Source organism: Pseudarthrobacter sp. MDT1-22 (assembly GCF_054511035.1).
Map to the genome: position 1 here is coordinate 12,694 of NZ_JBTNDK010000019.1, position 12,319 is coordinate 25,012.

Here is a 12,319-nt window from a genome sequence, read left to right on the forward strand (position 1 = left end):
GTCAGTTTCCCTCTTCCAGGGCCGCGCGGAGGGCCCCCACTTGATCCTCTTTGAGCAGCCCCCGGCTGCTGGCCCGCCGTGCCGTGGCACGGGCCATGGCGACGTAAGCCTCCAGCACATCGCCGTGAGCACCGGCGTCGTACTCCCTTAACGCCTCGGCGTGGGCCGCCACTGTCCCCACATCGCCGCGGGCCACCGGCCCGGTCAGCGCCGATTCGCCGGAAGCGAGCGCGTTCTCCAGCGTGGCCCGCAGCAAAGGCCCCAGCATCCGCTCCGGCGCGTCGACGCCAACGTCGCGGAGCAGCTGCGAAGCCTGCGCCACCAGGGTGACCATATGGTTCGAGCCATGGGCGAGGGCCGTGTGATAAAGCGTCCGGTCCCCCTCCGCGATGGCCACGGGTTCGGCACCCATCTCCACCACTAGCGCCTGGGCAATGGGCAGCATCGCGGCATCAGCGGTCACGCCAAAGGTGCAATCCAGCAGTCGTGTCAGGTCCAGGCTCATCCCCGTGAACGTCATGGCGGGGTGCAGTGCAAGGGGGATGGCTCCGGCGGCGCGCACCGGGCGAAGCACCCCCACGCCGAACCTGCCCGAGGTGTGCGCCACAATCTGTCCGGGCTGCCACGCCCCGAGTTTGGCGAGTCCGTCCACCAGTCCGGCCAAGGCGTCGTCGGGCACGGCCAGAAGCACCAGTTCAGACCGTTCCACAATCTCCTGGATCTCCAGGATGGGCACGCCGGGCAGCAGCGTCTCCGCCCGTTCACGGCTGGCCTCGGACACCGCAGAAACCCCGACGACGGCGTGCTCGGCTGAGCGCAACGCCGCACCAAGGACGGCGCCCACTTTCCCGGCACCGATGATTCCGACGCCAAGGCGCCCGGGCTTAGCCACGTTGCGGGCCTTCCTGTGGGGGTCTGGTTTCGGCAGGCCCAACCACCGGACTAGCGGGTTCGACAGGCTCAATCACCGGAGCTGGCTCAGCCACCGGAGCGGGCGCCACCGTTGCCAGCCATTGTTCACTGGTCTGCCGCTTGCGGGCGAGCCGGGCGCGGGCGGACTGGGCATCAAAAAGGCCCCGGGCCTCGTCAAGTCCGGCCTGGGTGAGCCGTGGCGAGACCGGCCCCGCCGTGGTGTGCAGGACAAGGTCCGCCACACGGAACCGCCGGGCGAGCGGACCCTGGTGCAGTGCCATTGACTGGGTGCGCTGGTGCGGGACCACCACCAGTTCCCGCCACCACCGGCCCGAGCGGATCAGCAGGGCGGTGTCAGTGGTGGCGAAGCCATTGCGGCGCCAGCCCAGCGGCGCGAGGAACCTGCCGCGGTGCGGCGTGGTGACAAATCCGCCGTCGGAATCCAGCCCCGTGAGCCCGGCAGCGAAGGTCCGGCCGGGCTCTGGTGTGCCGGGATCCGGCAGCACGAGCGCGAGCATGGACATCACGTCGGGCAGCTTGCCTACGGGCAGCAGTGTGGTCCGGGACGCTGTCTCGCCGTTGCTCCCGACTGCGCCGTACCCGGCCACGTTGACCTGGATCCGGTACCAGCCGAACATCCGCCATAGTGGGGACTGTGCCACTTTCAGCGCCTGGACCCTGCCCGGGGGCAGCGTCTGCGCCTGCGTGTCCAAGAGCCCGTAGCGGAGCCGGATCCCGTCCGGCGAAATGGCGGCGGTGAAGTTGTAGCCCTTGTTAAAGAAGCCCCAGTAGCTGGCTGCGAGGCCCAGCACCGCCGGGATCAGGTAGAAAAAGAAGCTCCGGTTGTCCGTCACGGCGGACAGGATCACGGCGGCGATGCCGCCCACCACCACAAAAAAGCTCTGCTCACTGAGCAGCAGGGAACCGATAAGGCGCGACGGCGGCACGGAGAGCACCGGACATTCGGGCGCCTCGGGCGCGGCCCCCTGCGGCCGGGACGGGTCCGGGACCACGCCTGCGGCCCGTGCCAGGATGGTGGCCCGGAGCTGGCGGGCATCGTCCATCCGCAGGTACGCCAGTTTGACGGCCGATTCACCGGCGTCGGCCACCTCGAACTTGAGTTCGGCGAGGCCGAAGATCCTGGCCAGGAGGGGCTGCACGATGTCGATGGCCTGGACGCGGTCCAGCCGGGCCTGGCGCTGCTGGTGGAAGAGGAAGCCGGAGTTGACCCGGACGTACCCTTCGGCGACCTGGTACTTGGTGAAGTACCAGGTCAAGATGAAGCCCAGCACGGTCACCACAAGGACGATGCCGCCGCCGGCCACCAGCCAGGGTGCCCGGCCGGCGAAGTCCTCCTCGAACAGAGGACGGCCTTGCAGCAACCGTTCGAAAAAGTCCCGCCCGAAGAAGAAACCGATGGCCGCCAGGGCCACCCAGCCGCGCACAAATGGGGACGCCGGGTGCACACGCAGCCACTCGCCGTCGGGCGCCACCGGAACCGCAGTCGGTGCGCCGGCCTCCGGAACGTTTGACGTCACAGCCCTGCCAGCCTCGCTTCACCGCGGGCGGCGAGCTGCTCGCGCAGGCGTGCCCCTTCCGCAGCGGGCAGGCCGGGGATGGTGGCGTTGGTTCCGGGCGAGGCGGTGTGGAGTTTGAGCGTGCAGAGTCCCAGCCCGCGTTCCACCGGGCCTACGCCGATGTCCACGTATTGCATGCGGCCGTAGGGAACCGTCATGGTCCGTTGGAAAAAGATGCCGCCCCGGATCAGCAGGTCATCGTCGCGCTCGGCGTAACCGATGGCGCGCACCTGGCGCGGAATCAGCAGCAGCCGCCAGATGGCCAGAACCAGAGTCACCGCCGGGACGGTGATAGCCAGCCACAGCGGGGGCCAGCGCCACCAGCCGAGCAGGACAAGAACGAGGGGCAGGCTCAGGACGACCACCGTGACCAGATTCCCTATGGCCCACTGCACCAGCCGCACCGTGACGTATTTCGGGGATACCCGCTGCCAGGTAATGCCCGGCGGATCAATCGCCTCTGTACGCATATTCGCCTTCCCCTGCGGCTTCGCCGCGTACCCCGCGGCCGGGTTTCCCCTCACCGGGCGTTGCATCGGTGTCTTCGGGCGGGATCTTGCAGAACCGCTCCACCAGCAGGCCGACGACGATCATCACCAGACCGCCGGCAGCGATCGCGATTGCCACCCAGGTGATGTCCTGGTCGCTGCGCAGGTTCCAGATGCGCAGCTGGTCCAGGAAGATCCCCGCGTGCCAGCCCAACAGGACGGTGCCCGCGTAGGCGCACGCCTGGGCGAGCACCAGGGTCCTGGCGGCAAGGATCGGGTCCAGCGCCTTCTTGCGTTTGGTGCTGTTGCGCCACCGGAGCACGCGGATGCCAAGAACCAGTGTGATGGCAACAATCACGCCCATGGTGGCCAGCGCGGTGGCCGGAAGAACCGGCGTGGCCATGCTGTAGCGCGTGGTCACCACGGTGGCCGACCAGCCGGCCACGGTCAGGACCAGGCCGATCAGCAGCAGGCGGACAGGGTTGATGGGCTTCACTGGTTACTCGACCGCCCCGGCTGTGGGGACGCCGTCGTAATCGCCGAAACCGTCGAACGGGGCGAGGTCGCCAAAATCGGGGGCGCGGGTGGCCAGCTCGCTGATGCGTTCCCCGCCCAGGGTTGCCGCCGGCTCGATGAGGGACCACGGATACAGCACAAAGGCGCGTCCGGCGGCACGCGGGTGCGGCAGGGTCAGCACCGGGTCGTCACTGGTGAGGTCGCCGTAGGTGATGATGTCGACGTCGAGTGTCCGGGGTCCCCAGCGCACTTCACGAACGCGGAGGTGCTTGTTTTCCACCGCCTGGCAGTGCTTCAGCAGCTCCGCCGGGGACAACGTGGTTTCCACGGTGATGATCATGTTCAGGAAGTCTGGCTGGCCGGCCGGGCCGCCAACGGCTTTGGTCTGCACCACCGGGGAAACGGCCTGCAGGCGCACCTCCGGCGGGTCCACCAGGTCAGCAACGGCCTCGGACAGGGTGTCGTTCCGCTCGCCCAGGTTGCTGCCGAGGGCAAGGACGGCTTTGGTGTACCCGGAGCTCATGACCGCTGCCCGTCCTGCCGCGCTTCTTGCCAGGCACTGTGTGTCCTGTTCCGGTGCACGCTGACAGCCACATCGCCGAAGGGCACCTCGATGGGCGCCTTGGGCTTGTGGACGGTGATGTCCACGGCCTGGATGCTGAATTCTGCGAGCAGGCCATCGGCGATCCGGACGGCCAGGGCCTCGATCAGGTTCAGCGGCTCCCCGGTGATCCAGTCCTTGATCCGCTCAGCCACTTCGCCGTAGTGGGCAGTGTCCCGGACGTTGTCGGATACTGCGGCTTTGGCGAAGTCCAGGTGCAGCACGGCGTCCACCACAAACGGCTGGCCCTCGCGGCGCTCGAAATCGAAGACGCCGTGATGGCCGACGGCGGTGACGCCGCTCAGCGTGATCTTGTCCATGGGTGCCCGGCCTAGGTGGTGGTAGGGGCGGCGGCCATCCGCGCGGCCACCTTGACGGCGTCAAGGCTTGGACCGACGTCGTGCACACGGACGGCCCAGGCCCCCCGGAACGCGCTGATCGCGGTGATGGCGGCCGTGGCGGACTCGCGTTCCTCCGGTGCGGCGGACTTGCCGGCGACTGTGAGGAGTGTGCCCAGGAAGCGCTTGCGGGAGGCGGCCACCAGGACCTTGTGCCCCAGGCTGTCCAGCTGGTCCAGGTGCTGCAGGAGCTCCCAGTTCTGGGCGTCGTTCTTGGCGAAGCCCAGGCCCGGGTCAACGATGATCTGCTCTTTGCTCACCCCGGCTGCGTAGAGCTTGTCGCGGACGCCGGCCAGTTCAGCCACCACTTCGCCGGCCACATCCTGGTATTCGGCCAGCGAGTTCATGGTGCGGGCGTCGCCGCGGCGGTGCGTGAGGACATACGGCACTTTGGACGCGGCTACGAGCTCGGCCATCTCCGGCTCGATGGTCAGCCCGGAAACGTCGTTGATGATGGCGGCGCCGGCCTTCAGGGCAGCAGCTGCCGTGGCGGCGTGGGTGGTGTCGATGCTGACCAGGGCGCCCGCTTTGACCAGGGCTTCGATGACGGGGATCACCCGGCGCTGTTCTTCCTCCGGGCTGACGTCCTCCGCGTCGGGGCGCGTCGATTCGCCGCCGACGTCGATGATGTCCGCTCCGGCGTAGAACATCCGCAGGCCCGCCGCGATGGCGGTGTCCGCCGTCGCATGCTTTCCGCCGTCGCTGAAGGAGTCCGGGGTGACGTTCAGGATGCCCATGACCAGGGTGCGGCCGGTGGGCAGGTCCGCGAATTTCGCGGCCGGGCGCGGTTTGCGCAGGATGGGCAGCGGAGATGTTGCGGGCCCGGTTCCCGGGGCTGCAGCGAGTGAGTCCATGGTCTGTTACTTACCTTCCGAGGATGAGGCTCATGGCTTCGGCACGGGTGGCCGGGTCATGAAGCTGCCCGCGGACCGCGCTGGTGACGGTCTTTGCTCCGGGCTTGCGGACACCGCGCATGGACATGCACATGTGTTCGCATTCGACAACGACAATCGCGCCACGCGGCTTGAGGTGGCTGACCATTGCTTCGACGATCTGCGTGGTGAGGCGCTCCTGCACCTGGGGGCGCCGGGCGTAGATATCCACGAGGCGCGCCAGCTTGCTGAGTCCGGTCACTTTGCCCTCGTGGGAGGGAATGTAGCCGACGTGGGCAACCCCGTGGAACGGCACCAGGTGGTGCTCGCACGTTGAGTAGAACGGGATGTCCTTGACCAGGACCAGTTCTTCGTGGTCCAGGTCGAAGGTGGTGGAAAGGACGTCCGCAGGATCAAGGTGCAACCCTGAGAACACCTCAGCGTAGGCCTTGGCCACCCGCCTGGGGGTGTCCACAAGGCCGCCGCGGTCCGGGTCCTCCCCGATGGCCAGGAGGATTTCACGGACGGCCGCCTCAATCCGGGGCCGGTCCACTTTCTCGTGCTTTTTGTGGTGGGATCCGTCCTCCGCCGGGTGTCCGGCGGAGGCGGGAGCGTCGTCGTCGTCGAAGTGAGTCACAGAAGAAAGCTTAGCCGTGCGTGGCGTCAGGCCCCGAGTCGGGGATGCCGCCCTGGAACGAGGCGTCATCCGGGACACCCTGCGGGTGCAGCGGCAGCGCGTCCAGCGGTTCCTCGAGACGGGCCTGCTTGGCTTCCTCCTGGGCTTCGCGCTCAGATTTCTCCAGGCGGGATTCCACGGGGCCGGCCTGCTGGACCGGACGGGTCTCCTTGGACAGCCACACCTCGCGGAAGTCACGCTTGCGGATGTCCGTGAAGATGTGCGCGATCTCAGCCTGGTTGAGGGTCTCCCGTTCCAGGAGTTCCAGGGCCAGCTGGTCCAGGACGTCCCGGTTTTCGGTGAGGATGGCGTAGGCCTCGTCATGCGCCTGGTCGATCAGGCGGCGCACTTCCTCATCCACCACGTAGGCGATCTGGTCCGAGTAGTTGCGCTCGTGCCCTGCGTCGCGGCCCAGGAAGGGTTCGCCGCCGCCCTGGCCCAGGCGTACCGCGCCGACTCGTTCGCTCATGCCGTACTCGGTGACCATCTTGCGGGCCGTGGAGGTGGCCTTTTCGATGTCGTTGGAGGCTCCCGTGGAGGGATCGTGGAAGACGATCTCTTCCGCCACGCGGCCGCCCATCGCGTAGGCCATCTGGTCCAGCAGTTCGTTGCGGGTGATGGAGTACTTGTCGTTCTCCGGGACCACCATGGTGTAGCCCAGGGCGCGGCCGCGGGGCAGGATGGTGATCTTGGTGACCGGCGCCGAGTTCCGCAGGGCTGCCGCCACCAGGGCGTGTCCGCCTTCGTGGTACGCGGTGATCTTGCGTTCGTGTTCCTTCATCACGCGGCTGCGCTTCTGCGGGCCTGCCATGACGCGGTCGATGGCCTCGTCCAGGGCGCGGTCATCGATGAGGTTGGCGTTGGAGCGTGCGGTCAGCAGGGCGGCCTCGTTCAGGACATTCGCGAGATCCGCGCCGGTGTAGCCGGGGGTTTTCTTCGCGACCGCCTTGAGGTCAACGCCCGGGGCCATCGGCTTGCCCTTGGCGTGCACCTGTAGGATCTGGTCGCGGCCGATCAGGTCCGGGGCGTCCACCGAGATCTGGCGGTCAAAACGGCCCGGACGCAGCAGGGCCGGGTCCAGGACGTCGGGGCGGTTGGTGGCCGCAATCAGGATGACGTTGGTTTTAACGTCGAAGCCGTCCATTTCAACCAGCAACTGGTTGAGGGTCTGCTCACGTTCGTCATTGCCGCCGCCGATGCCGGCACCGCGGTGACGGCCGACGGCGTCGATCTCGTCGACAAAGATAATGGCCGGAGAGTTGGCTTTGGCCTGTTCAAAGAGGTCGCGGACACGGGACGCGCCCACGCCGACAAACATTTCCACGAAGTCCGAGCCGGAGATGGAGAAGAACGGCACGCCGGCCTCACCGGCGACGGCACGGGCCAGGAGGGTCTTGCCGGTTCCCGGAGCGCCGTAGAGCAGCACGCCCTTGGGGATCTTGGCGCCCACGGCCTGGAACTTGGCCGGTTCCTGCAGGAACTCCTTGATTTCCTGGAGCTCCTCCACAGCCTCGTCCGCGCCGGCAACGTCAACGAAGGTCACCTGCGGCATGTCCTTGTTGACCATCTTGGCCTTGGACTTGCCGAACTGCATGATCTTCGAGCCGCCGCCCTGCATCCGGGTCATCAGGAACCAGAACAGTGCACCAAGCAGGATGACGGGGATCAGCAGCGAGAGCAGGCCGGAGAACCAGTTGCTTTCAATCGGCTGGTCCGTGTAGCCATTGGCGGGCTTGGCGGCTGTGACGGCCTTGACGACGTCGATGGCGCGGGCGTCGACGAAGTAGAACTGGACGCTCTTGCCCTTGTCCTGACCGTCGACCTGCAGGGTGTCTTTCAGGACCAGGTCAACGCGGTTTTCGCCGTCGAAGATCTTTGCCTGCTCCACCTTGCCGCTGTCGGCGAGGAGCTCGAGGCCCTTGTCCGTGTCGATCCGTGCCGCACCACCGGGAGCCAGTGTTGCAAAGGCCACGAGAAGCATGGCGATCACAACAACGATCCAGATGCCCGGGCCCTTGAAGAAACTCTTAGCTTTCATCTGTTCGGGGGCTGGCCCCGTCCCTCCTGGTAGTGCTGCACGGCGAATGGTCTGCGCGCGTGTGATGCTGCATCAGCTACTAGCTATACACCGTTCGGAGTAATTCACGCACGGTGCTGCGCAAAAGTTCCCTCTGGGCGTAGCGGGATGTGGGAGGCAAACGGGACTCCCCAGATCAGCCAACGGATCAGCGCGCGGGCGCCGCCACCGAATCGCGCAGTACCGGCGGGCAGTCCAGGATGGTCGGGTGGAGCGCCATGAGGGCCAGGTCCGTCTTGCCCTCGATGGCGTCGATCAGGTTCTCGGCCGCCCAGGCACCCATTTCGTAGTGCGGCAGGGCCACCGTAGTCAGGCCCGGGTACAGGTTTGCCGCGATGAGTTCCTGGTCATCGAAGCCCACCACAGACAAGTCCCCGGGGATGGACAGCTCCAGCTCCGCAGCGGCCCGGTAGGCGCCCATGGCCATCCGGTCGTTGTAGCAGAACAGCCCGGTGGGCCTGTCTTCACGCCCCAACATCCGGCGGACCGCCGCATAGCCTCCCTGCACTTCGGAGAGCTCCGACTCGACAGGTGCCGCGTCGCCGTCGAGGCCAGGAGGATTCCGACGGCGGTGCGGGCACCGCCCTCCTCGTCGGGCACCACGGCCGTGATGCCGCCGCCGGTGCTGACGGAGTCCACCAGCACCGCCGGTACGCTGCCAAGGTTGACGGGCAGCTGCACGTGGCGGTGGTACATGGTGGCGTAAAGGATGCCATCAACCCGGCGCTCCAGGAAGGCCTCGACGTCGGCATCCCTGGATTCGGGGCTCGCGGATCCGGACGTATTGATGATCATCAGGTTGTAGCCGCGGGCACGGGCGGCCTCGTCCGCGCCCAGGATGATGCGACCTGCATGGAGTGTGGTGGCGATATCCTCGCTGACCAGGCCCAGCATTCCGGTCCGCCGGGTGCGGAGCGCCTGGGCCAGGCGGTTAGGGCCGTAGCCGAGCTGCTCAGCGGCGGACTTCACCTTGTCCCTGGTTTCCGGGCTGATCCGTGCGTACGACACGTCATTCAGGACATGGGAGACCGTGGTAACAGACACCCCGGCGGCGACTGCTACGTCCTTGATCCCAATGTTCTTGTTGCTCAACGGTCTCCCACGTCCTCTGCAATGCAGCGAGATGGCATTTCACGGCAGCGTCCGTTGGTGCGACTGCCGTGAAATGCCATCTCGGCGAGAGTGGCTACTCGTAAACGTGCGGGGCGAGAGTGGCTACTCGTAAACGTGCGGGGCGAGCGTGCCCACGAAGTCCAGGTTGCGGTACTTCTCGGCGTAGTCCAGGCCGTAGCCCACCACGAACTCGTTGGGGATGTCGTAGCCGACGTACTTGACGTCGATCTCCACCTTGGCGGCCGTGGGCTTGCGGAAGGCGGTGCAGATCTCCACGGAAGCGGTGCCGCGGGATTCCAGGTTGGTCTTGAGCCAGGACAGGGTCAGGCCGGAGTCAATGATGTCCTCGACGATCAGGACGTCCTTGCCCATCAGGTCCGTGTCCAGGTCCTTGAGGATCCGGACAACACCCGAGGACTGGGTGCCGGAGCCGTAGGAGGACACTGCCATCCAGTCCATCGAAACGTGGCTGTGGAGCGCGCGGGCGAGGTCGGCCATAACCATCACAGCGCCCTTGAGTACACCGACCAGAAGGATTTCGCGGCCTTCGTAGTCCTTGTCGATCTGCGCAGCGAGCTCAGCGATCCGCTGTTGGATCTGTTCCTTGGTGTAGAGAACGTGCTTGAGGTCTGCCTGGACGTCGTTTGAATCCACCAATGGCTCCTGTGTAGATGCGGGGTGCGACTATTCTTGGGGCGGTTTTTGAGGCCGGAATACTAGCTTCCCACAGCGGGCCGCTTCACGGGGAACGGGGGCGCCGCCGTCGGGACCGTCGGGCCGCGTTTCCGCAGCGTCCCGCTGGGCCAGCTCGGCGAGGGACAGCCGGTACACGCTCACACCGCCAGGCAGCTCCACGGGACCGGCGGAACCCTGCCGGCGCAGCAGCGCTTCCGCTGCCAGAAGGCGCTGGTAGCTGGGCTGTTGGCCCCCGACGTCGGCCGCTGCCTTGGCGATGACCCGGAACCTGATGGCCGGGGAAAGTTCCCCCAGAGCCTCCTCCGGGAGGCTGACCTCCGGTCCGGACCGCTCGGCCAAGGCTGCAAATGTGCGATCTGCCACGTCCTCCAGATAGTCGGCGTCCAACTGCAGGATGGACGCGGTCCGGGCCAGGGATTCAGCCACGCCGGGCCCGAGTTTTTCCTCGAGCATCGGCAGCACTTCCACCCGGGTCCGGGAGCGGGCAAACGACGGGTCTGCATTGCTGGGATCGTGCCAGGGCTCGAGGTCTTCGACATCGCAGATCTCCAGGGTCTCTGCGCGGCGCAGGCCGAGGAAGGGCCTGAGCAACAGGCCGCGGGCTGGCCGCATTCCAGCCAGCGAGCGCGTGCCGGAGCCGCGGGCAAGACCCAGCAGGACCTGTTCGGCCTGGTCGTCCAGCGTGTGGCCGAGCAGGATGGCCGCGGCTCGGTGCTCGTGGGCCGCAGCCTCCAACGCTGCATGGCGGGCATCCCGGGCGGCGGCCTCCGGGCCCATCCCGGTGCTGGCGACGGTGACGGTCCGGAGGTCCACCGGGGAAAGACCCAGTTCCTTCAGTGTCTGGACTGTGGCCGCAGCCACCTGGGCCGAGCCCTCCTGCAGCTGGTGGTCAACCACGACGGCGCCGACCGTCAGTGGGTACCCGTCAACGTGGCCGCGGCGGGCAAAATAGGCTGCCACCGCCGCGAGGGCCAGCGAATCCGGTCCACCACTGCAGGCCACCAGCACGTGGGCCGGATAGCCGGCGTCCGCCAGGGCGTTCTGGACCATTTTGCGCGCCTTGCCGACGACGGGCGCAAGCCGGCCGGGCCGTCGTCGTCCGCTTGAAGCCGTGCGGGCGTCCGGCACCTTTGGGGCGTGCGGCACCTATAGGCCCATCCGGTCAACCCACAGCTTGGGATCGTGGATTTCAGGCTCGGTGGGAAGGTTATCCGCGGATTCCCACACCCTGTTGAAGCCCTCCATGCCAACCAGCTCCACTACGGCGCGGACAAACTTGGCGCCGTCGGAATACTGGCGCATCTTGGCGTCCAGGCCAAGGAGGCTGCGGATGAATTTCTCCATCACGCCGCGGTCTTTGCCACGGTCGGTGAAGCGCTGCCGGATGGTCCTGACCGAGGGGACGATGCTGGCGTCGACGGCGTCCATCACCACGTTGGCGTGGCCCTCCAGCAGGCTCATCACTGCCGTCAGGTGCGACAGGGACGCCTTCTCCTCGGGGTTCTGCAGCAGGTCCAGGATGGCGCCGCGGCCGGGCGTATTGCCGGTGGCGGTCCGGTCCTTGAGGGAACGCGCGGCGGCGGAGGCACGCTCCATCAGCGAATCAACGTTGCCCAGCAGGTGCCCGCTGAGGTTGTCGATCTCGGAAAGCATGTGGTGGCGGAGCCAGGGCGCAGCCGCGAACTGCACCCGGTGCGTCTGCTCGTGCAAGCAGACCCAGAGCCTGAAATCCTCCGGCGTGACGTTGAGCTCGCGCTCCACAGCCACGATGTTTGGCGCCACAAGCAGCAGCCGGCCAGCCGCGGGCGCGTTGGAACCTTCGGCGAGCGCGGCGAACGGATCGTACTGGCCCAGGACTTTGCTGGACAGGAACGCCAGGACAGCGCCGAGCTGGCTGCCCGTGATGGCGCCGCTGACGCTGGCCGCCGCCGGGCTGACGTTGCCGCGGCGGCTTTCGAGCATTTTATCCATGGCGGGTTTGAGCATCACGGCGAAGCTCTGTGTGTTTGCCTTGGCCCAATTGGCCCGGTCCACCACCAGGACAGAGGAGTCGCGCAGGTCCCGCGCGGCTTCGAGGCCCGTGATTTCGTGGACGTGCGGGACGGAGGCGTCGGCGAGGCGGCGCAGGCTGTCCACGGCTTCGCCGATTTCCGCCGAGTTGAGGGTTGGCCCCGCGGAGGCCAGCCGGGCCGCCGTGGACGCGGCCAGGTCCCAGTTGATCAGGGCCGGGGCCGGGCTGGATGATGCCGGGGCTGACGAATCACGCACAGTGGACTCCATAGCCCCATCACATCACAGCGGACGGCGGATGGTCCTTAAGTTCGCTGACCGGCGAACGGCTCGGGGCATCCGGTGACCTGCGCCTGTGTGTGGTTCGTTTCAGAAATCGGCCG

Annotated in this window: 12 protein-coding genes and 1 pseudogene; all 13 read right to left on the minus strand. The window is 67.1% G+C overall.

Annotation, left to right across the window (positions count from 1 at the left end; translation table 11 throughout):
- Nucleotide 1: 1 nt before the first annotated feature.
- The 13 genes and pseudogenes from ACX80M_RS14810 to ACX80M_RS14870 all read right to left on the minus strand — a co-directional run bounded on the left by ACX80M_RS14810 (nt 2) and on the right by ACX80M_RS14870 (nt 12,206).
- Nucleotides 2-892, minus strand: coding sequence for a Rossmann-like and DUF2520 domain-containing protein (locus ACX80M_RS14810; protein ID WP_252601757.1), 891 nt, complete (start codon nt 890-892; stop codon nt 2-4).
- Nucleotides 885-2,450 carry a PH domain-containing protein gene (locus ACX80M_RS14815; RefSeq protein ID WP_459309904.1) on the minus strand — a complete coding sequence of 522 codons (1,566 nt, stop codon included), beginning with the start codon at nt 2,448-2,450 and terminating at the stop codon, nt 885-887. The genes ACX80M_RS14810 and ACX80M_RS14815 overlap by 8 nt, the downstream gene beginning before the upstream one ends.
- Nucleotides 2,447-2,959 carry a PH domain-containing protein gene (locus ACX80M_RS14820; protein ID WP_104060168.1) on the minus strand — a complete coding sequence of 171 codons (513 nt, stop codon included), beginning with the start codon at nt 2,957-2,959 and terminating at the stop codon, nt 2,447-2,449. The genes ACX80M_RS14815 and ACX80M_RS14820 overlap by 4 nt, the downstream gene beginning before the upstream one ends.
- Complete coding sequence (locus ACX80M_RS14825) at nt 2,940-3,473, minus strand: DUF3180 domain-containing protein (protein ID WP_252601763.1); 534 nt, start codon at nt 3,471-3,473, stop codon at nt 2,940-2,942. The genes ACX80M_RS14820 and ACX80M_RS14825 overlap by 20 nt, the downstream gene beginning before the upstream one ends.
- A 3-nt stretch (nt 3,474-3,476) precedes the next feature.
- The gene (gene folK, locus ACX80M_RS14830; protein WP_252601766.1) at nt 3,477-4,016 is read right to left on the minus strand and encodes a 2-amino-4-hydroxy-6-hydroxymethyldihydropteridine diphosphokinase; all 540 of its coding nucleotides are present in this window, start codon (nt 4,014-4,016) and stop codon (nt 3,477-3,479) included.
- On the minus strand, nt 4,013-4,414 hold the full coding sequence (gene folB / locus ACX80M_RS14835; RefSeq protein ID WP_459309905.1) for a dihydroneopterin aldolase: 402 nt from the start codon (nt 4,412-4,414) through the stop codon (nt 4,013-4,015). The genes folK and folB overlap by 4 nt, the downstream gene beginning before the upstream one ends.
- Nucleotides 4,415-4,425: 11 nt before the next feature.
- Complete coding sequence (gene folP, locus ACX80M_RS14840; RefSeq protein ID WP_252610910.1) at nt 4,426-5,346, minus strand: dihydropteroate synthase; 921 nt, start codon at nt 5,344-5,346, stop codon at nt 4,426-4,428.
- Between the two features lie 10 nt (nt 5,347-5,356).
- Nucleotides 5,357-6,001 carry a GTP cyclohydrolase I FolE gene (gene folE, locus ACX80M_RS14845; protein ID WP_252601775.1) on the minus strand — a complete coding sequence of 215 codons (645 nt, stop codon included), beginning with the start codon at nt 5,999-6,001 and terminating at the stop codon, nt 5,357-5,359.
- 10 nt (nt 6,002-6,011) lie between these two features.
- Nucleotides 6,012-8,078, minus strand: a complete 2,067-nt coding sequence (gene ftsH / locus ACX80M_RS14850) for an ATP-dependent zinc metalloprotease FtsH (RefSeq protein ID WP_252601778.1) — start codon at nt 8,076-8,078, stop codon at nt 6,012-6,014.
- A gap of 187 nt (nt 8,079-8,265) precedes the next feature.
- A pseudogene (locus tag ACX80M_RS14855) lies at nt 8,266-9,209 on the minus strand (LacI family DNA-binding transcriptional regulator).
- 123 nt (nt 9,210-9,332) lie between these two features.
- Nucleotides 9,333-9,884 carry a hypoxanthine phosphoribosyltransferase gene (gene hpt, locus ACX80M_RS14860; protein WP_056347981.1) on the minus strand — a complete coding sequence of 184 codons (552 nt, stop codon included), beginning with the start codon at nt 9,882-9,884 and terminating at the stop codon, nt 9,333-9,335.
- Nucleotides 9,885-9,914: 30 nt separating this feature from the next.
- Entirely contained in the window at nt 9,915-10,976 is a 1,062-nt protein-coding gene (tilS, locus tag ACX80M_RS14865; protein WP_252601781.1) for a tRNA lysidine(34) synthetase TilS, read from the minus strand.
- Nucleotides 10,977-11,072: 96 nt separating this feature from the next.
- Nucleotides 11,073-12,206 (minus strand): zinc-dependent metalloprotease, encoded by a 1,134-nt coding sequence (locus ACX80M_RS14870; protein WP_252601783.1) that lies wholly within the window; start codon nt 12,204-12,206, stop codon nt 11,073-11,075.
- Between the last annotated feature and the right edge of the window lie 113 nt (nt 12,207-12,319).

What these genes read in the sequence shown, in the direction of transcription:
- ACX80M_RS14820 (WP_104060168.1), bottom strand. Translation starts at nt 2,959, where the DNA reads ATGCGTACAGAGGCGATTGATCCGCCGGGCATTACCTGGCAGCGGGTA.
- folK (WP_252601766.1), bottom strand. Translation starts at nt 4,016, where the DNA reads ATGAGCTCCGGGTACACCAAAGCCGTCCTTGCCCTCGGCAGCAACCTG.
- folB (WP_459309905.1), bottom strand. Translation starts at nt 4,414, where the DNA reads ATGGACAAGATCACGCTGAGCGGCGTCACCGCCGTCGGCCATCACGGC.
- folP (WP_252610910.1), bottom strand. Translation starts at nt 5,346, where the DNA reads ATGGACTCACTCGCTGCAGCCCCGGGAACCGGGCCCGCAACATCTCCG.
- ftsH (WP_252601778.1), bottom strand. Translation starts at nt 8,078, where the DNA reads ATGAAAGCTAAGAGTTTCTTCAAGGGCCCGGGCATCTGGATCGTTGTT.
- tilS (WP_252601781.1), bottom strand. Translation starts at nt 10,976, where the DNA reads ATGGTCCAGAACGCCCTGGCGGACGCCGGCTATCCGGCCCACGTGCTG.
- ACX80M_RS14870 (WP_252601783.1), bottom strand. Translation starts at nt 12,206, where the DNA reads ATGGAGTCCACTGTGCGTGATTCGTCAGCCCCGGCATCATCCAGCCCG.